This is a genomic window from Streptomyces sp. NBC_01351 (genome assembly GCF_036237315.1).
GTDB lineage: Bacteria > Actinomycetota > Actinomycetes > Streptomycetales > Streptomycetaceae > Streptomyces.
Genome location: NZ_CP108356.1, coordinates 5,904,256 through 5,926,788 on the forward strand (window position 1 = coordinate 5,904,256; position 22,533 = coordinate 5,926,788).

A 22,533-nucleotide genomic window follows, 5' to 3' on the forward strand; every position below is an offset into this window, starting at 1 on the left:
CTGGAAGTGCGCTCCGCGCACTCAGCCGCGCCTGTGTTGCGCGGGTCAGGCAGAGGCTTCCGCGCCGCGTACGGGTACCACCAGCGGGGCGCCCGTGCGCGGGTGCGCGAGTACTTCCACCTGCTGTCGGTAGACCCGGCTGAGGAGGGCGTCCTCGAACACCTCGGCCGGCGGCCCGGCCGCGGCGATCCGCCCGTCGTGCAGGACGGCGGCCCGGTCCGCGTAGGCCGCGGCCAGCCCCAGGTCGTGCAGGACGACGACCACCGCGTCCCCGGCCGCGGCCCGCTCCCGGCAGATCCGCAGCACGAGCTCCTGATGGCGTAGGTCCAGCGCGGCGGTGGGCTCGTCGAGCAGGAGCAGCGGGGTGCGTTGGGCCAGTACGCGGGCCAGCGCGACCCGGGCGCGCTCGCCGCCGGAGAGGGCGGAGAAGGGGCGCGCCGCGAAGCCGGTGACCTCGGTGGCGGCCATCGCGGTGGCCACCGCCTCCTCGTCGGCGTCGGCGAAGGCGGTGCCGGCCCAGGGGGCGCGGCCCATCCGGACGACGTCCTCCACGGGGAAGGGGAAGGAGAGCTGGGCCGACTGGGGGAGTACGGAGCGGCGCAGCGCGAGGTCGGGGGCGCTCCAGTCGCCCACCGGGCGCCCGTCGATCCGTACCTCCCCGGAGGCCGCGCGGAGATCGGCGGCGAGGGCGGCCAGCAGGGTGGACTTGCCCGCGCCGTTCGGCCCGACCAGGGCCAGCACCTCGCCGGCGTGCGCGGTGAGGTCGATGCCGGAGAGGACTTCCCGGGCGCCCAGGCGGACGTGCAGGTCCGTCAGCTCGGCGAAGGGGGCGCCGGGGGCGGGGCGGGCGGGGACGGTCCGCCGGGTCCTGGTGAGGAGGCTTGCGAGCTTGCCCGTCGCTCGGCCGGTTGCCTTGCCGCTTGCGTGGCCGGTTGCATTGCCGGTTGCGTTGCCGGTTGTGGGGGTCACGCCCAGCCTCCTTGCTTGCGGCGGGTGCGGCGCAGCAGCCAGAAGAAGAACGGGCTGCCGAGCAGGGCGGTCAGCACACCGAGCGGCAGCTCGGCGGGCTGGGCGAGGGTCCGGGCGGCCAGATCGCCCGCGACCAGGACCACGGCTCCGGCGAGCGCGCTGCCGGGGACCAGGAAACGGTGGCCGGGGCCGTTGGCCATGCGCAGCAGGTGCGGGACGAGCAGGCCGACGAAGGTGATGATTCCGGCCACGGCGACCGCGGCGGCCGTGAGCAGCGCGACGACCAGGATGAGGGCCAGGCGCAGGCGTTCGACGTCGATGCCGAGGTGGCGGGCGGGGCGCTCGCCCAGGGCGAGGAGGTCGAGCTTGCGGGCGTAGAAGGGGGCGACGGCCAGGCCCGCGAGGGCGCAGGGCAGGACGGCGAGCACCTTCGGCCAGGTCGCCTGGGCCAGCGAGCCGAGCTGCCAGAAGGTGATCTGGTTGACCTGGCCGCTGTCCGCGAAGAAGACGAACAGGCCGATGAGGGCGCCCGCGAACGCGTTGACGGCGATGCCGGTGAGGATGAGGGTGACGACCTCGGTGCGCCCGCCGTTGCGGGAGAGCAGGTAGACCGCGGTGACGGTGATCAGGCCCGCGACGAACGCGCAGGCGGTGATGGTCCAGTTGCCGAGGAAGCTCAGGCCGAGCCCGATGGCGGCGACCGCGCCGACGGCGGCGCCCGCCGAGATCCCGATGACTCCGGGCTCGGCGAGGGGGTTGCCGAACACGCCCTGCATGAGGGCGCCCGCGCAGCCGAGACTGGCGCCGACCAGCAGGGCGAGGGTGACGCGGGGGAGGCGTACGTTCCACAGCACGCTCTCCCCGACCCGGTCGAGCGGGGTCCCGCCGAGGCCGATGCGGTGCTGAGCGGAGGCGATGACGTCGCCGAGGGGGATCTCGTACGCGCCGACTCCTGCGGAGAGCAGGGCGAGGACGAACAGGGTCGCGGCCAGGGCGGTGGTGAGGAGCGGGGCCGTGCGTCGGCCGCGCCGCTTGAGGGGGGCGGGGTGGGGTGGTTCCGCCGGGGCCGGGCGCGCGCCGGGGCGTCTCCTCGGGCGTCGAACGTTTCCAGGGGTCGGTGGGCCGAGGGTGGTTGTGTTCGACGCCCTGCGGGGACGCCCCGGCACACCCCCGTTTCCGTCGGAACCGGCGGGCGGGGTCCGGTTCGGTTCGGCCGTGGTCGGGTCGGGCATCAGGCGGCCTTGCCGTAGAGCTGGGTGATCAGGGAGGTGAGGACCTGGTCCGTGCGGGGGCCGTAGTTGAGGAGGACGCCGTCGTCGACGGTGACCACGCGGCGGTCCATGCCGGCCGGGGTCTGGGCGACGCCCGGGATCTTGACGAGGCCGTCGACGCCGCCCACCGATTCGAGGCCCTTGGACATGACGAGGATGGCGTCGGGTGCGGCGGCTGCCAGGGCCTCGCTGGTGATCGGGGTGAAGTCCTTGCCCAGTCCGGACTCCTTGCCGGTGTCGATCGCTCCCGCTGCCTCCAGGAGGGACGTGACGCCGGAGTCGGAGCCGCCGAGGAGGTACACGGAGGCGGTGCCGCGGAGGTAGAGGAAGGCCACCCGGGGCTTCTTGGGGGTGGTGGCCGGGATGTTGTTGCGGGCCGCTGTGATGCGGTCCGTGGTGCGCTGGGTGAGTTCGGTGCCGGCCTGGGGGACGCCCAGGGCGGCGGCGATCGTGGTGATGCGCTTCGGTACGTCGTCCAGGGACTTGGCCGGGGCGACGACGAGGACGGGGACGCCGGCGTCGCGGATCTGCTGGATCGCTTCGGCGGGGCCGGTCGTGGTCTCCGCCAGGACGAGCGTGGGGTGCAGGGACAGGACGCTCTCGGCGGAGACGTCGTGGCCACGTGTCACCACCGGGAGCTGAGCGGCCTGTTCGAAGGTGGCGGTGATGTCCTTGGCGACCACCTTCCCGCCGAGGCCGAGGGTGTGGACGATCTCGTTGAGGCTGCCGGTCAGCGGGACGATCCGGTCCGCGGACGTGATGGTCGCCGGGGTGCCGTCGGTGGAGGAGACGGTCACCGGCAGTGCGGGTGTGGGCGCCGGGGTCAGGGGCTCCACCCGGTCCGGGGCGGCGGCGTGCGGGGTGGGGCTCTGGGGGGTGGCCGTACCTCCGCAGGCCGTCAGCGCGAGTGCCAGTGCTGCCACGGCGAGCGCGAGACGGGGAAAGCGGTGTGACTCGGCGGGCGTAGGCACGAAGGCACCGTCCTGATCGTCCGACTGAAGGTTCTCGGGACCGGGGGGTTACGAACCCGGCCAGGGTTAGCTTAGGTTAGCCTAACCTTAGTTTGGTAGACCCTGGAGGGGACATTCATGTCCGCAAGACCTGTCCGCGCGCTCGCCGTCGCTCTGCTGGCGGCCCTGTTGGGGGTGCTGCTCCCGGCCACCGCCGCCGAGGCGGGCACCGTGCAGGGCGGTCGACTCGACTGGGGCATCAAATCGTCCTTCCAGAGTTATGTCACCGGCCCGGTCGCGAAAGGCTCTTTCAAGCTGAAGAGCGGTGCCGCGACGGTGGGTGGCAGCCTGTTCCGCTTCCACTCGGCGGCGGGGACCTACGACCCGGATTCGGGCGCGCTGGAGGTTTCGTACTCGGGCGGGGTGGCCTTCCAGGGGCACCAGAAGGGCGATGGGGAGTACGAGCTGGACATGAGCGTCAGCCGGCCCACCGTCAAGATCAGCGGCGGCAGCGGTGTGTTGTACGTGGACGTGTCCAGCAAGGACAAGAGCACGGGCGCCGTGAGCAGCCTGTCCCAGGTTCCGTTCGCCACGCTCGGTCTGGGCGGGGTGGACATGAAGGGCGGCGCGAGCCCGCTGACCCTGTCGAACGTCCCCGCCACGCTGACCGAAGAGGGAGCCAAGGCGTTCGCCGGCTACTACGCGGCCGGCGCGCAGCTCGACCCCCTCTCGCTCTCCGCCGACGTCAAGACCGCCCCGGCCGCGGAGCCCTCGAAGGCGCCTGCCGCGACCCCGCAGGCGGGCGGCTTCGTCGACGCCGCCGTCGACTGGGGGGTGCGCCGCACCTTCCGCGAGTACGTCACCGGCTCGGTGGGTCAGGGCAAGTGGACCCTTGCCGAGGAGGCGCAGGACGGCGGCGCGCTGTTCCGCTTCCCGCAGGGTAAGGGCGCGTACGACGGCCAAAAGGGAACGTTTGAGGCGGCCTTCGCCGGAACAGTCCACTTCACCGGCGCGCATCTGGACCTGAAGCTCGGCAAGGTGGCCGTGAAGGTGGAGAACGGCAAGGGTGTGCTGTCCGCCGATGTCACGTCCGGCGGGCAGACGAAGAGCGCGGTCCCTCTGGTGGAGTTCGACGCCAAGGGGCTGAAGACCGAAGGTGCGCTCGTCACCCTGACCGAAGCACCGGCCGTCCTCACCGAGGGCGGATCGCAGGCCTTCAACTCCATGTACAAGGCGGGCACCGAGATGGACCCCGTCTCGCTCGCGGTCCTCCTCGACTCCAGCGCGCGGCTGCCCGCCCTGCCCGACCTGGGCTCCACCGGCACGCCCGCGCCCGCGCCGCAGCCCGCCGGGGAAACGGCCGCGACGCCCTCGAAGACCTCGAAGTCCTCCAACGCCGGGCTGTACGCGGCCCTGGGGGTGGCCGTACTGGTCCTGGCCGGCGGCGCCGTCTTCCTGGTCGTCCGCAAGCGCCGTGCGGAGGCTGCCGGGTCCGGGTCCGGTGCCGGGTCCGGTGCCGGTTCCGGTTCCGGCTCCGGCTCCGATGACGGTGCCGACGCGTCCCGCTAGCTGCCGGTCCCCTCACCTCCCTCCGTTTCCTTCCTTCCCGTCTCTCAGGAGCCCCAGTCATGCTGTCCCACCGTCGCCCGATCGCCCTCGCGGCCGCCGTCCTGACCGCCGCCGCCCTCGGCGCCACCGCCCTGGCCCTGCCCGCCACGGCCGCGGACGGGCCCCCCGCAGCGCCGGTGAGGATCGTCGGCGGCACCCTCGACTGGGGCGTGCTCGCGAGCTACCGCGCCTACGTGACCGGCATGGCCCACGGCACCATCACCGTCGCGGACGGCGCCCGGCAGAACGAGGACGGCAGCCTGAGGTTCGGCGAGGCCACCGGCCAGTACGAGCCGGCCGCCGGACACGTGGTGAAGGCGGCCTTCAGGGGCAGCGTCACCTTCTCCTCGCCCGCGCCGCCGACCGGCCACGGCTTCGAGGTCAAGCTCTCCGACTTCCGCATCGACTCCGGGACCAAGAAGGTCACCGCCGACGTCACCAAGGGCGGTGCGACCACGCAGGACGTGCCGCTGGCCGCGGTGGCCTTCACCGGCCCGGCGACGGCCAACCTCGCGACCACGCTGACCAAGGCGGCGGCGGACGCGCTCGGTTCGCCCTCGTACGAGAACAGGGCGGGCGACCCGCTCACCGCGAAGCTGGAGTTCGAGCAGCCCCCGGTTCCGACCAAGTCGCCGTCGCCGTCGCCCACCCGGACGAAGCCGACCCCGACCCCGACGAAGACCGCGGCCGCCACCACGAAGCCCCCCGTCGGCGGACCGCAGAAGATCCTCAGCGGCAAGCTGACGTGGGGCGTGAAGGAGTCCTTCCGCAGGTACGTGCTGAGCGGGGGCACGATCACCCCGTCCGGCGGCGCCGCCAAGAACGGCGAGCTCTTCGACTTCGCCCTCGGCAAGGGCGAGCTCGACGTCAAGAGGCAGAAGCTGAACGCCACCTTCGCGGGCAGCCTCCGCTTCCAGTACGCCGCCCACGGCATCGACATGACCTTCGGCGACGTCCGCGTCGAGGCCACCGGCAAGACCGGCACCCTGTACGTGAACTCCCTGCCCTTCGCCACGCTCGACCTGTCGAAGACCGACTACAAGACCCAGGGCGGCGTACTGGCGCTGAACGCGGTACCGGCCGCCTTCACCGCCAAGGGCGCGGCGCTCTTCGCCAACGGCACCACCGGCTCCATGTACAAGGCGGGCGACCCGATCACCCTCTCCGTGGCGGTGGACAAGGACGCCGCCCTCCCGGCCTCGGGCGGTACGGGAGGCACCGCGGGCGGCGCCGGCACCGTCGGCGGGAACCTCGCGGCGACCGGCGCCGACATCCCGGCGGGGCCCCTGCTCGCCACCTCCGGCACGGTCGTCGCGGCCGGTGCGCGCGCGGTGTTCCTCGCGCGCAGGCGGCGCACGAACCCCGCCTGAGCCGTGCTTGAATGCCCGCGTGAACGATCTCGACGTGTTGAAGGTCTTCTGCGCGGGTGACGGCCGCTTCGGCAACCTGCTCGGTGTCGTGCGCGACGGCCGGTCCTGCCCCGACGACGCGTCGCGGCAGGCCCTCGCCGCCGAACTGGGCTACAGCGAGACGGTGTTCATCGACGACCCCGAGCGCGGGGTCGTCGACATCCGTACGCCCGGCACCCGGATGTCCTTCGCGGGGCATCCGCTCGTCGGGGTCGCGTGGCTGCTGGACATCGAGGAGCTCCAGCCGCCCGCCGGGTCCGTATGGGCCCGCGACGACGGCGAGTTCACCTGGATCACGGCCCGCCCCGAGTGGGTCGAGGGCAAGCGCACCGAGCAGTTCGGGTCCGTCGCCGAGGTGGAGGCGCTGCCGGCCCCGCCGCCCGGCGAGGGCTGGCTGTACGCCTGGGCATGGGAGGACGAGACCGCGGGCCGGGTACGGGCCCGCGGTTTCCCGCGCCGCCCCGACCGGGTCATCGCGGAGGACGAGGCGACGGGCTCGGCGGCGATCCTGCTGACGGCCGAGCTGAACCGCGCCCTGAACATCACCCAGGGCGCGGGCTCCCAGATCCTCACCGCCCCGGGCCCGGACGGCACCGTGGAAATCGGCGGCCGCGTCCGCTTCGCCCCTGCGCCGCGCGGCTAGGCACGCGAAAGGGTCCGGCCCGGTGCGCTCGCACCGGGCCGGACCCTTTTCCGCCGACCTCCCCGGAGGGGCTACGCGCTGAGGGGGAACTGCTCGCCCAGCTCGCGGAAGACCGCTCCGTTGAAGTCGAAGGCGCGCTTGCACTCGTCGATGATGCGCTGCTTCTCCAGGTCGTCCGCGGCGATCGCGTCCAGCAGCTCCCGGTAGGTGCGCTTGAAAGCGGCCGGGTTGGAGATGTCCGCGAAGACGTAGAAGCGGACGCCGTCGCCCTTGCGCTCGAATCCCCAGGTGCGCTCCGCCTTGTCGCGGATGATCTGGCCGCCGGAGAGGTCGCCCAGGTACCGGGTGTAGTGGTGGGCGACGTACCCGCCCGGCCACTCGGCCGCGCATTCGGCGACCCGGGCGGCGTAGGCCGCGGTGGCCGGCAGGGCCGTCACCGCGGAGCGCCAGTCGGGGCCCAGCAGGTGCGCGAGGTCGCGTTCGATCTCGGCGACGCGCATCAGCTCGGGCTGGATGAACGGGCCGGCGACCGGGTCGTCCTTGAGGGACTCGGCCGCGTCCTCCAGGGCCCGGTACACGAACCACAGCTGCTCGGTGTAGCGCGTGTAGGCGTCCACCCCGAGCCTCCCGCCGAGCAGGTCGCTCATGAAGGTCGACGTCTCCGCTTCGGTGTGCTGCTCGTGCGAGGCGACGCGGATGACCGTAGAGAAGGCGTCCAAGACGGACCTCCAGGAAGAGGAAACAGGCGTGACGGCAAGTCCGCCACGCCCGATCCTCCTACTTAGGCTTGCCTAAGTCAATGTGTTCCCGACGTCTTGTCGGTAAAAAAATCCGTGCCGGCGCGGCTACGGCAGGGTCAGGATCTCCGCCCCGGTGTCCGTCACCACCAGCGTGTGCTCGAACTGCGCCGTCCGCTTGCGGTCCTTCGTGACGACCGTCCAGCCGTCCGCCCACATGTCGTACTCGTGGGTGCCCAGGGTCAGCATCGGCTCGATGGTGAAGGTCATCCCGGGCTCGATGACGGTCGTGGCGTGCGGGCTGTCGTAGTGCGGGATGATCAGGCCGGAGTGGAAGGAGGAGTTGATGCCGTGGCCGGTGAAGTCCCGGACCACTCCGTAGCCGAAGCGCTTCGCGTACGACTCGATGACCCGGCCGATGATGTTGATCTGGCGGCCCGGCTTGACGGACTTGATGGCCCGGTTCAGCGCCTCGCGCGTCCGCTCCACCAGCAGTCGCGACTCCTCGTCCACCTCGCCGCACAGGTAGGTGGCGTTGTTGTCGCCGTGCACCCCGCCGATGTACGCGGTCACGTCGAGGTTCACGATGTCGCCGTCGCGCAGGACGGTGGAGTCGGGGATGCCGTGACAGATGACCTCGTTGAGCGAGGAGCACAGGGACTTCGGGAAGCCCCGGTAGCCGAGCGTCGACGGGTAGGCGCCGTGGTCGCACATGTACTCGTGCGCGACCCGGTCCAGCTCGTCGGTGGTCACCCCCGGCTTGATCAGCTTGGCGGCCTCCTCCATCGCCTGGGCGGCGATGCGGCCGGCGATGCGCATGGCCTCGATGGTCTCGGCCGACTGCACCTCCGGTCCGGTGTACGGCGTGGGCGCGGGCTTGCCCACGTACTCGGGCCGGCGGATGTTTCCGGGAACGGAACGGGCGGGAGAGAGCTCGCCTGGTACGAGCAGCGACTGGCCAGACATGCAAGCGAGTGTATCCAGCGGGGATGGGGCAGCATGGCGGCAGAGAGCGCCGGTGCGGTCACAGCGCCGGCGGTATCGAGAGGAGCCCGACAGAGATGGCCCTGTTCAAGAAGCGCCAGGTGGGCAAACCGGGCGAGTGGTACTACTGCCTGGTCCACAAGAAGGTCGAGGAAGGCCCCGAGTGCCCCGCCAAGGACCGCTTCGGTCCGTACGAGACGCCCGAGGAGGCGAACCGAGCCATGGAGACGGCGGAGGAACGCAACCTCGAATGGCAGAACGACCCGAAGTGGAACGACAAGTCCCGCGAGGGGGACGAGGGCACGGCCGCCCCCTAGGACTCCTACCAGCGGCTGGGCGGCGGGGCGGTCAGCTGATCGGCCAGCCGCGCCAGCCGGTCCCGGAAGCGGCGCGGCCCGCGCTGCACCGGCAGGCTGTTCTCCCCGGCCGCCGCGCTGACCAGGTGCTGCACGGTGTCCAGATCCATCCCCCGGCTACCTCCCCCAGACTCCGTCCGGGGGGACCCCCATGGAGGTGCCCCCATGGCGGCGCCGTCCGGCACCGACAGCGCGTCGTGCGCGAGCATGCCCAGATCCGGGTCCCCGCCGTCCAGGGACAGTACGGTCGCACCCGCGCGCCGGGCGTCGTGGACCCGCTCCAGCAGCCCCTCGCCCGGCTCCTGCGGGGCCACCACCAGCAGCGTGTGCCCGCGCCGGGCCGCCTCCAGCCGGCTCAGCCCCACCGACAGGTGCGGCGGCTCCCCGGGCAGCACGTGGTGGCGTACGAGCGTGGGCGCCAGCTCCGGCAGCCCCGACCAGGCGGCCTCGTCCACCAGGTGCGCCGCCAGGTGCCAGGGCTCGTAGCTCTCGGTCCCCACCAGCAGCAGGTTCCCGCCCGCGGGTACGACGGAACGCCGCAGCACCCCGGCGAAACGGCGCGCGGCGCCCGGCCACTGCGTACCGGCGAGCACCTCGCGCAGCAGCGCGACTCTGACGGCGTCCATACCGGCATCCTGCCGCATGGACGGGACAAACGTGACCGCTTCCCGCCCGTTCCCGTCCCTTCCGCCCCTTCGACTGTTGCCTACTCGGCAGTACCCTCGCCCCCATGACTTCAACGGAGAACACGCAGAAGCCGCCGGTCAAGGACCCGTGGGAGCTCCCGGACGTCTCCGGCCTCGTCGTCGGCGTCCTCGGCGGCACCGGCGACCAGGGCCGCGGCCTCGCCTACCGGCTCGCCCGGGCCGGCCAGAAGGTGATCATCGGCTCCCGCGCCGCCGACCGCGCGCGGACCGCGGCGGACGAGCTCGGCCTCGGCGTGGAGGGCGCGGACAACGCCGAATGCGCACGCCGCAGCGACATCGTCATCATCGCCGTGCCGTGGGAGGGCCACGCCAAGACCCTCGAAGCACTGCGCGAGGACCTCGCGGGCAAGCTCGTCGTGGACTGCGTCAACCCGCTCGGCTTCGACAAGCAGGGCGCGTACGCCCTCCAGGTCGAGGAGGGCAGCGCCGCCCAGCAGGCCGCCGCACTGCTCCCCGACTCCCGGGTCACCGCCGCCTTCCACCACCTCTCGGCGGTCCTGCTCCAGGACGAGTCGATCGACGAGATCGACACCGACGTGATGGTCCTCGGCGAATCCCGCGCGGACACGGACCTCGTCCAGGCCCTCGCCGCCCGCATCCCGGGCATGCGCGGAGTCTTCGCGGGCCGGCTGCGCAACGCCCACCAGGTCGAGTCCCTGGTGGCGAACCTGATCTCCACGAACCGCCGCTACAAGGCCCACGCGGGCCTGCGCATCACGGACGTCTAGACCCCCGCCGGTTCCTTCCCGTCTTTACGGGAGCACTGCGGGGCATGGGGGACACTGGGAGGGCTCGACCCGTGCAGTGTGTTTCCGAGGAGCTCTCCCCATGCCCCGCCTTGCCGTCTTCGCCGTAGTCGTCTGCGTCCTCGCGACGGCCGCGGCCGTCGTCGCCTTCGTCGAGGGCAACTACATCGGGATCGTGTGGGTGCTGCTCGCGGGCCTCACGTCCAACATGGCCTGGTACTACCTGCGCAAGGCGAAGGCGGAGAAGGCCGCGCGCACCTCCTAGTTCGAGGGGACCGCGCAGGCGACGCCGGTGTCCTGCCAGAAGCGGTAGAGGGCGTAGCCGCAGCCCGACTCCCGGTTCTCGACGCCGAGGGCGGACAGTACGTCGTACACGACGTCGAAGAAGAAGACGTTGACCTCCGGGATCCACAGCAGCGCGAACACGGCGATCAGGCCGAACGGCGCCAGCGGCTCCACCTGGCGGCGGACGCCGTAGGAGAGCCACGGCTCGATGATCCCGTAGCCGTCCAGGCCCGGCACCGGCAGGAAGTTCAGGATCGCCGCCGAGACCTGGAGCAGGGCGAGGAAGGCGAGCGCGTACCGGAAGGCCGTCGGGACGCCGTCGAGGGCGTCCAGCCAGAAGGGCGCCGTGCACACGACGGCAAACGCCACGTTGGTGAGCGGACCCGCCGCCGAGATGAAGCTGTGCTTCCAGCGGCCCTGGATTCGGCCGCGCTCGATGTACACGGCGCCGCCGGGCAGGCCCAGCCCGCCCATGATCACGAACAGCACCGGCAGGACGATGCTCAGCAGCGCGTGCGTGTACTTGAGCGGATTCAGCGTCAGGTAGCCCTTGGCGCCCACCGACAGGTCGCCGCTGTGCAGGGCGGTGCGGGCGTGCGCGTACTCGTGCAGGCAGAGGGAGACGATCCACGCCGAGGTCACGAAGAGGAAGACGGCGAGGCCGGTGCTCGTCGCGTACTGGGTCCACACCGCCCAGCCGGTGACCGCCATGACGGCGACGATGCCGAGGAACACGGAACTTATGCGCCGCTCACTGCGGCTGCCCTGATGACCCATGCGGCGAAACCTATCCCGCGGGCTGGGCATAAATGAGGTCGGGGCCGGGCGCCCTTACGGGGACAATGGGCCGGTGCGTTACGTGATTCTCGGCACCGCCCAGGCCATCCGCGACGACGGGACCCCCGTCGCCGTCGGCGGAGCACGCCTGCGGGCACTGCTGACCGCGCTCGCGCTGCGGCCGGGCCGGGTGGTGCCGGCGCACCTGCTGGTCGACGAGGTGTGGGACGGGGACCGGCCGGCCGACGCCGCGGCCGCCCTGCAGGCACTGGTCGCGCGGCTGCGGCGGGCGCTCGGGCACGAGGCCGTGCGCTCCGCGGACGGCGGCTACCGGCTGGCCGCCGAGCGGGAGGACGTCGACCTGTACCGCTTCGAGCGGCTCGCGCGGGCCGGGGAGTCGGCGCTGGCCGCGGGGGATCCGGCCAAGGCCACCGCCCTGTACGACGAGGCCCTCGCCCTGTGGCGCGGGCCCGCGCTCACGGACCTGCCCGACCCGGCCGGGGAGGCCGAGCGCTGGGAGGCCGTACGGTCCGACGCGCGCCGCAGCCGGCTCGCGGCGGCCCTCGCCCTGGGGCGGGCCGAGCAGGCCCTGCCCGAGCTGACCGCCCTGTGCGCGCAGCAGCCGCTGGACGAACCGCTCCAGGCCCTGCGCATCCGCGCCCTGCGCGACGCGGGCCGCCCCGCCGAGGCGCTGGCCGCGTACGAGTCGGTCCGGCGCGACCTCGCCGACCGCCTGGGCACGCACCCCGGCCCGGCGCTGCGCGCCCTCCACGCCGACCTTCTGTCCCCGCCGCCCCCCTGGCCGAGCGCGGCCCCGGCCACCCCCGGCCCCGGCGGGGATCCCGCCCGGCCCGGGGCCTGGTCCCCCTACCCAGGCGCACCCGCTCCCGACGGCGCCACGGCCGGTCCGGGCGCGCAACTCCCGTACCGGGGAACCGGCGCGGCCGGGTACCCGGCCCACGACGGCCGCCCGGCCGGCCTGGGCCAGGCGCCCGGCGGTACTGGAGCCCACGGGGGGACCGGGCAGGGCGGTCACCCGGCCGGCCACGGAGCCGTAGTTGGTCACCCCGTAGGCCACGGCGGCGTAGCCGGTCACCCAGGCCAGGCGCCCGGCGGTGTCGGCACCGCGGCCGGGCTCGGGCAAGCCCCGTACCCGGCACCCCGCCAGGGGAATCTGCGGGCGCGCCTGACCACCTTCGTCGGGCGGGAGGACGACATCGGGGTCATCGGGGACGACCTCGCGCGGGCCCGGCTCGTCACGCTGCTCGGGCCCGGCGGGGCCGGGAAGACGCGGCTCTCGCAGGAGGCCGCCGAGGCGCACGGCGCCCGCGGGGACTGGCCCGACGGGGTGTGGCTCGTGGAACTGGCCCCGGTGGACGACCCGGACGACGTCGCCGAAGCCGCGCTCGCCGCACTCGGGGCGCGCGAGACCAAGCTGCGCGGAGCCGCCGCCGAGGAGCTGCGGGCGCTGACCGACCGCCACGGCGACGACCCCCTCGACCGGCTCGCCGAGCACTGCGCGCGGCGCCGGCTCCTGCTGATCCTCGACAACTGCGAGCACGTCATCGGCGCCGCCGCCCGGCTCGCCGAGGAGCTTCTCGCGCACTGCCCCGGTGTGCAGATCCTCGCCACCAGCCGCGAACCCCTCGGCGTGCCGGGGGAGTCCCTGCGGCCCGTGGAGCCGCTGCCCGACCCGGTCGCGCTGCGGCTCCTCGCGGACCGCGGCGCCGCCGCGCGGCCCGGGTTCCGTACCGAGGACGACCCGGCCGCCGCCGCCGAGATCTGCCGCCGCCTCGACGGGCTGCCGCTCGCCATCGAGCTCGCCGCCGCCCGGTTGCGGCTCCTGACGCCCCGGCAGATCGCAGATCGGCTCGACGACCGCTTCCGGCTGCTCACCAGCGGCGCCCGGACCGTGCTGCCCCGGCAGCAGACCCTGCGCGCCGTCGTCGACTGGTCCTGGGACCTGCTCGACGAGCCCGAACGCGCCGTGCTGCGTCGGCTGTCCGTCTTCGCGGGCGGCTGCGACCTCGCCGCCGCCGAGGCCGTGTGCGCGGACCCGTCCTACGACGTCGCCGACGTCCTCGGCTCGCTCGTCGACAAGTCCCTCGTCGTCGCCGCCCCCGGAGCCGACGGCTCCGCCATGCGCTACCGGCTGCTGGAGACCGTCGGCGAGTACGCCGCCGAGCAGCTCACCGGCGCCGTGGGCGACCGCCAGGACACCGAGCGGCGCCACCTCGTCCACTACCGCGAACTCGCCCGCACCAGCGAGCCCCTGCTGCGCGGCCACGGCCAGCGCGCCGCCGCCGACCGGCTCGGCACCGAGTACGAGAACCTGCGCACCGCCCTGCGCCGGGCCGTCGCCGCCCGCGACGCCGGCGAGGTGCTGTGCCTCATCCACTCCCTCGGCTGGTACTGGCACATGCACGACCTGCGCACCGAGTCCCGGCACTGGACGGAGGCGGCCGTGCCCCTGGGACCCGACCCCTTCGCGCCGCCCTTCACACCCGCCGCGCCCGTGTACGAGCGGATCGTGGACACCCCGCCGCCGTACGACGGCGAGCTGCTCACCGAGGCCTGGCGGGCGATCCACCTGGTCCGGCTGGCGGCCCGGGACCAGACCAACGCCACCTGGGACACCCCGGAGGTACGGGCCCTGGTCGAGGGAGTGATCGCCACCTACCGGCCCGGGCTCCCGCAGACCTGCCGGATGCCCGCCTCCCTGTGGATCTACCCCGTCATGATCATGGGCGACCCGGGGCTGCTCCAGCGCGTCATCGACGCGACCGTCCACACCGCCCGCGAGCTCGGTTACCGCTGGGAGCTCGCCTCCGCCCTCCAGCTGCGCGCCAACATCCTCGCCAACCGGGCCGACTGGGCCGGCGACGCCTCCCGCGACGCCGAGGAGAGCCTGGCCCTCTTCCGGGAGCTCGGCGACGACTGGGGCTGCGCCGAAGCCCTCTCCGCCCGCGGCGAGGCCCGCGAGAAACGGGGCCGGTACGCCCTGGCCACCCAGGACTACCGGGCAGCCATCGAGCACGCCGAACGACTCGGAGCCAAGGCGCAGGTGACGGTGTTGCGGGTGCGGATGGCCGGGGCCCTCTCCGAGGACGGGCAGATGGAGGAGGCCGAGGCCATCCTCACCGAGGTCGTCGCCTCCGTGCAGGAGTTCGGCAACGAGGCCATGCCCGCCGCCCGGCTGTTCTTCGCGGGCGTCCTCGGCCGCACCGGCCGGATCGACGCGGCCCGCGTCCAGATCCAGATCCTGCGCGACGAGTTCGCCTTCGGCGCGTACGCCATCTTCGACGCGTTCCTGCTCGGCATGATGGCCTGGCTGGACAACCAGGAGGGCCGGTACGAGGGCGCGCTCGGCTGCCTGCGCCAGGCCCTGGCAGCCGTGGAGGACCCGCTCGCGCGGATGGTCGCCCCGCAGATGTCGGCCGTGTACCTGATGACCTCGGCCCTCTCCCTGGCCGCGCTCGGCGGCCCGCGGCGGGCCCACGACGCGGCCCGGCTGCTCGGCGCCTACCGGGCGCACCTGCCGCTCGCGCACTTCCCCGTCACCACGGAACGCGAGGACGCCGCCCGTGCCGAGGAACTGGCACGGGCGGAGCTCGGGGACACCGCCTACGAAGCGGCGTACGCCGAAGGCGGCGGCCTCACCCTGGAGGAAGCCGCCGCCCTCGTCTGACCCGCCCCCCGGTCAGGGGCCCGTCCGGGACGCGATCCGAACGGGCCGGCCGAGCCGGATCAGGTCTTCTGGCGGAACTTGCGGACCGCGAGCGGCATGGTGACCGCCGTGATGGCGAGGGACCAGGCCAGCGTCATCCACACCGAGTTGCCGAGCGGAGTGCCGTTGATCAGCCCGCGGGCCGCGTCGGCCAGGTTGGACAGCGGGTTGTAGTCGGTGAAGGACTGCAGCCAGCCCGGCATGGTGGTCGGCGGGACGAAGATCGAGCTGCCGAACTGCAGCGGCATCAGGACGATCATCGCCATGCCCTGGACGGCCTGCGGGGTCTTCATGGTGAGACCGAGCAGGATGAAGATCCACATCAGCGAGGCGCCGAAGACGGCGGACAGGCCGATGGCGAGGAGCAGTTCCAGCACCGAGGTCTTGATCGACAGGCCCAGGATGAACCCGACGGACAGCAGGATCGCGATGGCGACCATCATCCGGCCCAGCTCGACCACGATCTTGGCGATGAGCACCGAGGAGCGGGCGATCGGCATGGACCGGAAGCGGTCCATCACGCCCTTCTTGAAGTCGTCGTTGACGCCGGTGCCGACGCCCATCGCGATGTTCATGCCCATCATGGCCATCAGGCCGGGGACCATGTAATTGACGTACTCGCCCTGGTTGCCCTTGCCGGAGATCGCGCCGCCGAAGACGAACACGAACAGCAGCGTGAAGACGATCGGCGTGAACAGGACGTCGAACATCGACTCGGGGTCCTGCTTGATCTGCAGCGCGTTGCGGCGCACCAGCGCGCCGATGTGCCGCAGGTTGGCCCGCAGGCCGATCCGGCCCTCGGAGGGCACGGCGGCGGAGCCTGCCGCCGGGGCGGCCGCGGCGCCGGCCGGCTTCGTCGTGGTTACGGTGCTCATGCCGCGACCTCCTCGGTCGTCTCGGTCGTCTCGGTGGTGGGCTTCTGGCCGGTGATCGACAGGAACACCTCGTCCAGGCTGGGCAGGTACGTGCCGAGGTCGGCGATCGCGTACCCGCGGGCGGCCAGCACGCCGACCACGGCGGTCAGCTGCTCGTCGCTCAGGATCGGGACCAGCAGCACGCCCTCGTCCGGGACGGCCTGCGTGCCCGCCACCCCGTCGAGCCCGGTCTCGGCCAGCGAGCGGGCCATGCCCGGCAGGTCCGACGGGTCCACGGGACGGATCTTCAGGGTGCGGCCGCCGACGCGGGCCTTCAGCTCGTCGACCTTGCCGTTCGCGATGACCTTGCCGCGGTCGATGACCGTCAGCTCGCTCGCGAGCTGCTCGGCCTCCTCCATGTACTGGGTGGTGAGCAGCACGGTGGCCCCCTCGGCGACCAGCCGCTGCACCTCGTCCCACACCTCGTTGCGGGTGCGGGGGTCCAGACCGGTGGTCGGCTCGTCCAGGTAGAGGACGGCCGGGTTGCCGATCAGCGAGGCGGCGAGGTCGAGCCGGCGGCGCATACCGCCGGAGTAGTTCATCGCGGCCTTCTTGGCGGCCTCGGTGAGCGAGAACCGCTCCAGCATCTCGTCGGCGCGGGTGCGGGCGTCCTTGCGGGACAGGTCCAGCAGCCGGCCGATCATGTAGAGGTTCTCCCAGCCGGAGAGCTTCTCGTCGACCGAGGCGTACTGGCCGGTGAGGCCTATGGTGCGGCGCAGCTGCCGCGGCTGGCGGACCACGTCGTAGCCCGCGACCGTGGCCGTGCCGGCGTCCGGGGTGATCAGGGTGGAAAGGCAGCGGACCAGGGTGGTCTTGCCGGCGCCGTTCGGTCCGAGGACCCCGAGGACGGTGCCCTCGCGGACGTCCAGGTCGACCCCGTCCAGCGCCTTGGTGTCGCCGTAGTGCTTGACCAGCCCCCGCACTTCGACGGCGTTGTGCTTCTTGTCGTTTCGCGTCATGTCCACCATGGGACCAGGTGCCACTGACAGACGACCGACAGACGACCGACAGCGAGCCGACAGCCCGCCGACGTACGGTCGGCGGGCTGTCGGCCGGTGTTCAACCCGTCAGTGGAAGGCGTGCTCCGCCTGCGGGAACGTTCCTCCGACCACGTCCGCGGCGAAGGCCTTCGCCGCGTCGTTCATGGTCTGCCGGAGGTTCGCGTACTGCTTGACGAACTTCGGCATCTTCCCGCCGGTCAGGCCCATCATGTCGGTCCACACCAGCACCTGCGCGTTGCACTCCGCACCCGCGCCGATACCGACCGTCGGGATGTGCAGGGACCGGGTGACCTCGGCGGCCAGCTCGGCCGGAACCAGCTCCAGCACCACCGCGAACGCCCCCGCGTCCTGAGCGGCCTTCGCGTCGCGCAGCAGCCGGTGCGCGGCCTCGTCGCCGCGGCCCTGGACCCGGTAGCCCATGGCGTTGACGGACTGCGGGGTCAGGCCCAGGTGGGACATGACGGGGATGCCGGCCTGCACGATCAGCTCGGTCTGGGCCAGCGAACGCTCGCCGCCCTCCAGCTTCACCGCTCCTACTCCGGCCTCCTTCACGAGGCGGGTGGCGCTGCGCAGCGCCTGGACGGGGCTTTCCTGGTACGAACCGAACGGCATGTCCCCGATGACCAGGGCCCGGCTCGTGCCGCGGACAACGGCCGCCGACAGCATGGTCATCTGGTCCATGGTCACCGGAACCGTGGTGTCGTAGCCCAGGTGGCAGTTGCCCATGGAGTCGCCGACCAGGATCACCGGGATCCCGGCCTCGTCGAAGACGGACGCGGTCATCGCGTCGTAGGCGGTGAGCATGGGCCACTTCTCGCCGCGTTCCTTGGCGAGGGTCAGGTCGCGGACGGTGATGCGCCGGGTGCCCGTGCCTCCGTACAGGGTGGGGGAGGCCGCGGCTGCGGGTTCGCGGGCAGGCGAAACGGCGTGCGTCATTGCAACTGCTCCTTGTGTCATCTCGAGGCGCCCTTACGGCGTCCCCGGACTCACCCACCATGGTGGCATCCGCGTGGCCAAAGGCGGAAGTACCGCGAGGGGCACGCCGGGCCCGGAGGATGCAATGTGCGCGTTTCGTGACAAGCGGAAGCAAGTGGAACCCCTGGCGCACGGGCGTTCGTCCTCCCGGACGTACGACCGCACAGGGCGGTCGTGACGTACGGCACGGAAGGCTCCGGTCATCGCCTAGGGTCAAGGGGCGGGGACGGAGCGCGAGCACGGCAGTGAGGGCAGTGGCATGGCACAGGCGTACATGACGGAGTCGGGGAACGGCGGCTCGGAGCCCGAGCCCTCTGCCTCCCGCTTCCGGCGCCGGGTGGCCGAACTGCGCAGAGACCCCGGGATCTGGCGGCGCGGGCTGGTGCTGGCCGCGATCTCCGTACTGATCTGCCTGGTCATGGTGTTCCACGCGGAGCTGCCCAACGACGTGGGCAACCTCGGCAGCCTCACCGAGACCTTCCTGCCCTGGCTGGGCCTGGCCGTGCCGCTGCTGCTGGTCGGTGCCGTCCTGCGGAAGTCGGCGACCGCGCTGATCGCGATACTGCTGACGGCCGCGGTCTGGGCGAACCTCTTCGGGGGCCTGGTCACCGACAAGTCCGGCCCCGGCGGCAACCTCGTCGTCGCCACCCACAACGTCGACGCCGACAACGCCGACCCGCGCGGCACGGCCGAATCGCTCGCGAAGTCCGGGGCCGACGTACTGGCCCTGACCGAGCTCAAGGGCAGCATCGTCCCCGTCTACGAGAAGGCCCTGCAGGGCACGTACAAGTACCACTCCGTCGAGGGCACCGTCGGGGTGTGGAGCAAGCTCCCGCTGTCCTCCAGCCGGGCCGTGGACATCAAGATGGGCTGGACCCGGGCCATGCGCACCACCGTGGACACCCCCCAGGGCCAGGTGGCCGTCTTCGTCGCCCACCTGCCCTCCGTCCGGGTCAAGCTGAACGCCGGCTTCACCGCCAACCAGCGCGACAACAGCGCCGACGCGCTGGGCGCCTCGCTCGCCGCCGAGCCGCTGAAGAAGGTCATCCTGCTCGGCGACCTCAACGGCACCATGAACGACCGCGCGCTGTCCGAGGTCACCTCGCAGATGCGCTCCACGCAGGGCGCCGTGGGCGACGGCTTCGGCTTCAGCTGGCCGGCGCAGTTCCCGATGGCCCGGATCGACCAGATCATGGTCCGCGGGATCGATCCGGAGGCCTCCTGGACCCTGCCGCGCACGGGCAGCGACCACCTCCCGATCGCGGCGCGAGTGACGGTCTAGCCCGGTCCGGCCGGGGGAGTACGCACGGAAGGGGCCCCGCCGCCGGTGCGGCGGGGCCCCTTTCCGCATTTCCGCATTTCCGCGTGCGCGGCGGCCGCGTCGGCTACGCCCGCTCGCGCCAGCCGTTCGTGATGGGCAGCCGGCGGTCCTTGCCGAAGCCCTTCGCGGAGATCTTCGTACCCGGCGGGTACTGGCGGCGCTTGTACTCCGCCGTGTCCACCATCCGCAGGGTCCTGGCGACGAGCTCCCGGTCGAAGCCGGCCTCCACGATCGCCTCCATGCCCTGGTCGCGGTCCACGTACAGGGCCAGGATCGCGTCGAGCACCGGGTAGTCCGGCAGCGAGTCCGTGTCCACCTGGCCGGGGCGCAGCTCGGCGCTCGGCGGCTTCACGATCGAGTTGTCCGGGATCGGCGGGGTCTCGCCGCGTTCGACGGCCGCCCGGTTGCGGTACTGGGCCAGCCGGAAGACGTCCGTCTTGTAGACGTCCTTGATCGGGCCGTACGCGCCCACCGAGTCCCCGTACAGGGTGGAGTAGCCGACGGCCAGCTCCGACTTGTTGCCCGGGGCCAGCACGATGTGGCCCTCCTGGTTGGAGACCGCCATCAGCATGGTGCCGCGCAGCCGGGACTGGAGGTTCTCCTCCGCCAGGCCGGTGAGGCCCAGCGAGCCCATGTACGCGTCGAACATCGGCTCGATCGGCACGGTCCGGAAGTTCAGGCCGGTCCGCTCGGCCAGGTCGGCCGCGTCGCCCTTGGAGTGGTCCGAGGAGTACTTCGAGGGCATCGAGACGCCGTACACGTTCTGCGCGCCGATCGCGTCGCAGGCGATGGCGGCGACCAGCGCGGAGTCGATGCCTCCGGAGAGCCCGATCACGACGGAGCGGAAGCCGTTCTTCCTGACGTACGCGCGCAGGCCCACGACCAGCGCGTCGTAGATCTCCTCGTCGTCGTCGAGCCGGTCGGCGTAACCGCCGGTGACGACGGCTTCGTACGGCTCCACCGGTTCCTCGGAGAGGATCACCCGGTCGATGCGCAGTCCGTCGTCCACCACGCCCTCGGGGGCGTCGGCCCGCGCCGCCGGCAGGTCGAGGTCGATCAGCACGCAGCCCTCGGAGAACTGCGGGGCCCGGGCGATGACCTCGCCGTCGGCCCCGACGACGATCGAGTCGCCGTCGAAGACCAGCTCGTCCTGGCCGCCGATCATGGCCAGGTAGGCGAGGGTGCAGCCGGCCTCCTGGGCGCGCTTCCGGACCAGTTCGAGCCGGAGGTCGTCCTTGTTGCGCTCGTACGGGGAGGCGTTGATCGAGATCAGCAGTCCGGCCCCGGCGGAGCGGGTGGCCGGGACCCGGCCGCCCTCCTGCCAGAGGTCCTCGCAGATGGCCAGGGCCACGTCGACGCCGTGCACCCGGATCACCGGCTGGGTGTCGCCCGGCACGAAGTACCGGAACTCGTCGAACACGCCGTAGTTGGGGAGGTGGTGCTTGGCGAAGCGCAGGACGACCTCGCCGCGGTACAGCACCGCGGCCGCGTTCTCCGGGGAACCGGCCGGGCGGCCGAGCCGGGGCGCGGCCTTCTCGGTGCGGTCGAGGTAGCCGACGACGACGGGCAGCTCGCCGAAGCCCTCGTCCGCGAGCCGCCCCGCCAGGTCGCGCAGGGCGGTGCGGGAGGCCTCGACGAAGGACCCGCGCAGGGCGAGGTCCTCGACGGGGTACCCGGTCAGCACCATCTCCGGGAACGCCACCAGATGGGCGCCCTGCTCGGCGGAGTGCCGGGTCCAGTGGACGACCGAGTCGGCGTTGGCGGTGATGTTGCCGACGTGCGAGTCGATCTGATTCAGAGCGAGACGAAGTTGAGGCACGCGGCCCAGTCTAATCGTCTTTCTGACGCGATGTCCTGGACCCCGTGTGATTTCCCGCCTCGGACGCCTCGGACGGCTGGGCCGTCTCAGCCCACGGGGCCGGCGTACTTGACGTCGTCGAGGCTGACTCCGGGGGAGATGTCCGCCCTGATGCTCTTGGTGCCCTCAGGCACCTCGAAGGCCACGATGCCGCTGGCGGACTCGCCCGGCATGATCGCGCCACGGATGAACCTCGGGACACCGCCGCCGGGGCCGGCGACGTCGAAGACCATCGAGGCGGTCATGCCCTTGTCGTCGCGGACGTTGGGCACGGCGTGGATGACCTCGTACGGAACGGTCGAGCCGTTGGTGATCGTGACGGTGATCTGGATCGCGTTCTCGACCTTCTCGCGGGCGAGGGTGCCCTTCGGCTTGTACTCCTTCGGCACCGAGAGGCTCACCTGGACGCCGTTGGGGTACGTGAAGGTCTCGCCGAACGGCAGCGCACTGGTCAGGCCGGGGACCTGGGAGGGCGACGGCGACTTCGGGGGGGACCAGGGCGTCTTAGACGGCGACGGCGTGGCACCGCCGAACAGCCGCTCTTTCCTGCGCTGTTCGATGCCGTCGGCCGCCTCGTCGGCGACGACGGCGGTGAGGAACATGCCGCCGACGGAGGCGATGAGCGCGAGCCCGCCGAGGACCGTGCCGACGACGGACAGCGCCTTGTTCGGGGCGCCCTTGGAGGAGCGGACGATGGCGCCGATGCCGAGACCGATCGCGGTCAGGGCGAGGATGCCACCGAGCCAGAAGAAGAAGGGGATGAGGCCGATGAGGATGCCGATGCCACCGACGACCGCCGCGGCGACGGCCAGGCCGTTGCTGGCCGGGGAGGGCGGCGCGTACCCGGTGTAGCCGGCCCCGGGGGGCAGCTGCACCCACGGGTTGCCGGGGGCGGCGGGGGCGCCGAACCCGGGAGCGGTGGGGCCGCCGAACCCGGGGGCGGTGGGGTGGGCCGGGACCGGGGCCGGAGGCGTGAGCGGGGCGAACGGCGACGCGGCGGGGGCCGCCGGGGCGTCCTCCGGCGCTCGGGCCGGGACCGGGACCGGGGACGGCGTCTGGATCTTCTCCAGCGACGGGGCCGGGGCCTGGGCCGGGGTCTTCTCCAGCGACGGGGGCGCTGGGGCCGGGATCGAGGCCGGGACCGAGGCCCCCTCGGGTATGGGCGTCCCGGCCGGTTCGGTCGGCGTGCTGGGAGGGTTAGGCGGGGTGCTCATACGGGCGGAGGCGTCCTTTGGTTCGTCGCGTGGTTCGTCGCGCTGTGGTGATCGCGCCAAGCCTGCCACGCCCCCGCCCCG

At 72.5% G+C, this 22,533-nt stretch carries 20 protein-coding genes; 8 read left to right on the forward strand and 12 right to left on the reverse strand.

The genetic code is table 11. From position 1 onward, the window contains the following. Positions 1-45: 45 nt before the first annotated feature. Genes OG625_RS27225 through OG625_RS27235 form a run of 3 tightly spaced genes read right to left on the reverse strand, consistent with a single transcriptional unit; the run spans position 46 to position 3,211 of the window. A complete protein-coding gene (locus OG625_RS27225; RefSeq protein WP_329386223.1) occupies positions 46-969 on the reverse strand; it encodes a heme ABC transporter ATP-binding protein in 924 nt (307 codons plus the stop codon). Further along, positions 966-2,201 carry a FecCD family ABC transporter permease gene (locus OG625_RS27230; protein WP_329386225.1) on the reverse strand — a complete coding sequence of 412 codons (1,236 nt, stop codon included), beginning with the start codon at positions 2,199-2,201 and terminating at the stop codon, positions 966-968. The genes OG625_RS27225 and OG625_RS27230 overlap by 4 nt, the downstream gene beginning before the upstream one ends. Beyond that, entirely contained in the window at positions 2,201-3,211 is a 1,011-nt protein-coding gene (locus OG625_RS27235; protein WP_329386227.1) for a heme/hemin ABC transporter substrate-binding protein, read from the reverse strand. Before OG625_RS27235 ends, OG625_RS27230 begins: the two co-directional genes overlap by 1 nt. Before the next feature lie 117 nt (positions 3,212-3,328). Between OG625_RS27235 and OG625_RS27240 the strand changes: the two genes are divergently transcribed. The 3 genes from OG625_RS27240 to OG625_RS27250 are packed head-to-tail and all read left to right on the forward strand — an operon-like array spanning position 3,329 to position 6,850. After that, positions 3,329-4,759, forward strand: a complete 1,431-nt coding sequence (locus OG625_RS27240; protein ID WP_329386229.1) for an HtaA domain-containing protein — start codon at positions 3,329-3,331, stop codon at positions 4,757-4,759. A gap of 59 nt (positions 4,760-4,818) precedes the next feature. After that, positions 4,819-6,168, forward strand: a complete 1,350-nt coding sequence (locus OG625_RS27245; RefSeq protein ID WP_329386231.1) for an HtaA domain-containing protein — start codon at positions 4,819-4,821, stop codon at positions 6,166-6,168. A 19-nt stretch (positions 6,169-6,187) separates the two neighbouring features. After that, positions 6,188-6,850, forward strand: a complete 663-nt coding sequence (locus OG625_RS27250) for a PhzF family phenazine biosynthesis protein (RefSeq protein WP_329386233.1) — start codon at positions 6,188-6,190, stop codon at positions 6,848-6,850. Between the two features lie 71 nt (positions 6,851-6,921). On the opposite strand, the gene OG625_RS27255 is transcribed toward OG625_RS27250, so the two are convergent. Both OG625_RS27255 and map read right to left on the reverse strand, forming a co-directional pair. Next, positions 6,922-7,569, reverse strand: coding sequence for a biliverdin-producing heme oxygenase (locus OG625_RS27255; RefSeq protein ID WP_329386236.1), 648 nt, complete (start codon positions 7,567-7,569; stop codon positions 6,922-6,924). A 126-nt stretch (positions 7,570-7,695) separates the two neighbouring features. After that, positions 7,696-8,553, reverse strand: coding sequence for a type I methionyl aminopeptidase (gene map / locus OG625_RS27260; protein WP_329386238.1), 858 nt, complete (start codon positions 8,551-8,553; stop codon positions 7,696-7,698). Positions 8,554-8,648: 95 nt separating this feature from the next. Here map and OG625_RS27265 point away from each other — a divergent pair, with 95 nt between their 5' ends. Beyond that, positions 8,649-8,888 (forward strand): hypothetical protein, encoded by a 240-nt coding sequence (locus OG625_RS27265; protein WP_329386240.1) that lies wholly within the window; start codon positions 8,649-8,651, stop codon positions 8,886-8,888. A 5-nt stretch (positions 8,889-8,893) separates the two neighbouring features. On the opposite strand, the gene OG625_RS27270 is transcribed toward OG625_RS27265, so the two are convergent. Further along, positions 8,894-9,553, reverse strand: coding sequence for a hypothetical protein (locus OG625_RS27270; protein WP_329386242.1), 660 nt, complete (start codon positions 9,551-9,553; stop codon positions 8,894-8,896). Positions 9,554-9,657: 104 nt separating this feature from the next. Here OG625_RS27270 and npdG point away from each other — a divergent pair, with 104 nt between their 5' ends. Beyond that, positions 9,658-10,362, forward strand: coding sequence for an NADPH-dependent F420 reductase (npdG, locus tag OG625_RS27275; protein WP_329386245.1), 705 nt, complete (start codon positions 9,658-9,660; stop codon positions 10,360-10,362). 100 nt (positions 10,363-10,462) lie between these two features. Continuing rightward, complete coding sequence (locus OG625_RS27280; RefSeq protein ID WP_329386247.1) at positions 10,463-10,645, forward strand: hypothetical protein; 183 nt, start codon at positions 10,463-10,465, stop codon at positions 10,643-10,645. Here OG625_RS27280 and OG625_RS27285 read toward each other — a convergent pair. Then, complete coding sequence (locus OG625_RS27285) at positions 10,642-11,442, reverse strand: site-2 protease family protein (RefSeq protein ID WP_329386249.1); 801 nt, start codon at positions 11,440-11,442, stop codon at positions 10,642-10,644. The genes OG625_RS27280 and OG625_RS27285 overlap by 4 nt on opposite strands. A 73-nt stretch (positions 11,443-11,515) precedes the next feature. On the opposite strand from OG625_RS27285, the gene OG625_RS27290 reads away from it, so the two are divergent. Then, complete coding sequence (locus OG625_RS27290) at positions 11,516-15,130, forward strand: AfsR/SARP family transcriptional regulator (RefSeq protein WP_329386251.1); 3,615 nt, start codon at positions 11,516-11,518, stop codon at positions 15,128-15,130. Between the two features lie 59 nt (positions 15,131-15,189). Here the strand turns inward: OG625_RS27290 and OG625_RS27295 are convergent, their stop codons facing one another. The 3 genes from OG625_RS27295 to panB all read right to left on the reverse strand — a co-directional run bounded on the left by OG625_RS27295 (position 15,190) and on the right by panB (position 18,020). Then, the gene (locus OG625_RS27295) at positions 15,190-16,044 is read right to left on the reverse strand and encodes an ABC transporter permease (RefSeq protein ID WP_329386253.1); all 855 of its coding nucleotides are present in this window, start codon (positions 16,042-16,044) and stop codon (positions 15,190-15,192) included. After that, on the reverse strand, positions 16,041-17,051 hold the full coding sequence (locus tag OG625_RS27300; RefSeq protein ID WP_329386256.1) for an ATP-binding cassette domain-containing protein: 1,011 nt from the start codon (positions 17,049-17,051) through the stop codon (positions 16,041-16,043). The genes OG625_RS27295 and OG625_RS27300 overlap by 4 nt, the downstream gene beginning before the upstream one ends. Before the next feature lie 99 nt (positions 17,052-17,150). Then, on the reverse strand, positions 17,151-18,020 hold the full coding sequence (panB, locus tag OG625_RS27305; protein WP_329386258.1) for a 3-methyl-2-oxobutanoate hydroxymethyltransferase: 870 nt from the start codon (positions 18,018-18,020) through the stop codon (positions 17,151-17,153). A 298-nt stretch (positions 18,021-18,318) separates the two neighbouring features. Between panB and OG625_RS27310 the strand changes: the two genes are divergently transcribed. After that, the gene (locus tag OG625_RS27310) at positions 18,319-19,341 is read left to right on the forward strand and encodes an endonuclease/exonuclease/phosphatase family protein (protein WP_329386260.1); all 1,023 of its coding nucleotides are present in this window, start codon (positions 18,319-18,321) and stop codon (positions 19,339-19,341) included. Between the two features lie 103 nt (positions 19,342-19,444). Here OG625_RS27310 and OG625_RS27315 read toward each other — a convergent pair whose 3' ends face one another. Then, positions 19,445-21,199 (reverse strand): NAD+ synthase, encoded by a 1,755-nt coding sequence (locus tag OG625_RS27315; RefSeq protein ID WP_329386262.1) that lies wholly within the window; start codon positions 21,197-21,199, stop codon positions 19,445-19,447. An 86-nt stretch (positions 21,200-21,285) separates the two neighbouring features. Continuing rightward, positions 21,286-22,452 carry a hypothetical protein gene (locus OG625_RS27320; RefSeq protein ID WP_329386264.1) on the reverse strand — a complete coding sequence of 389 codons (1,167 nt, stop codon included), beginning with the start codon at positions 22,450-22,452 and terminating at the stop codon, positions 21,286-21,288. Positions 22,453-22,533: the final 81 nt, after the last annotated feature.

Bases quoted from the DNA above. Each gene is read 5' to 3' on its own strand.
- OG625_RS27295 (WP_329386253.1), bottom strand. From the start codon at position 16,044: ATGAGCACCGTAACCACGACGAAGCCGGCCGGCGCCGCGGCCGCCCCG.
- OG625_RS27280 (WP_329386247.1), top strand. From the start codon at position 10,463: ATGCCCCGCCTTGCCGTCTTCGCCGTAGTCGTCTGCGTCCTCGCGACG.
- OG625_RS27245 (WP_329386231.1), top strand. From the start codon at position 4,819: ATGCTGTCCCACCGTCGCCCGATCGCCCTCGCGGCCGCCGTCCTGACC.
- OG625_RS27240 (WP_329386229.1), top strand. From the start codon at position 3,329: ATGTCCGCAAGACCTGTCCGCGCGCTCGCCGTCGCTCTGCTGGCGGCC.
- panB (WP_329386258.1), bottom strand. From the start codon at position 18,020: ATGACGCACGCCGTTTCGCCTGCCCGCGAACCCGCAGCCGCGGCCTCC.
- npdG (WP_329386245.1), top strand. From the start codon at position 9,658: ATGACTTCAACGGAGAACACGCAGAAGCCGCCGGTCAAGGACCCGTGG.
- OG625_RS27320 (WP_329386264.1), bottom strand. From the start codon at position 22,452: ATGAGCACCCCGCCTAACCCTCCCAGCACGCCGACCGAACCGGCCGGG.
- OG625_RS27270 (WP_329386242.1), bottom strand. From the start codon at position 9,553: ATGGACGCCGTCAGAGTCGCGCTGCTGCGCGAGGTGCTCGCCGGTACG.
- OG625_RS27300 (WP_329386256.1), bottom strand. From the start codon at position 17,051: ATGGTGGACATGACGCGAAACGACAAGAAGCACAACGCCGTCGAAGTG.
- OG625_RS27230 (WP_329386225.1), bottom strand. From the start codon at position 2,201: ATGCCCGACCCGACCACGGCCGAACCGAACCGGACCCCGCCCGCCGGT.
- OG625_RS27310 (WP_329386260.1), top strand. From the start codon at position 18,319: ATGGCACAGGCGTACATGACGGAGTCGGGGAACGGCGGCTCGGAGCCC.
- OG625_RS27265 (WP_329386240.1), top strand. From the start codon at position 8,649: ATGGCCCTGTTCAAGAAGCGCCAGGTGGGCAAACCGGGCGAGTGGTAC.
- OG625_RS27285 (WP_329386249.1), bottom strand. From the start codon at position 11,442: ATGGGTCATCAGGGCAGCCGCAGTGAGCGGCGCATAAGTTCCGTGTTC.
- map (WP_329386238.1), bottom strand. From the start codon at position 8,553: ATGTCTGGCCAGTCGCTGCTCGTACCAGGCGAGCTCTCTCCCGCCCGT.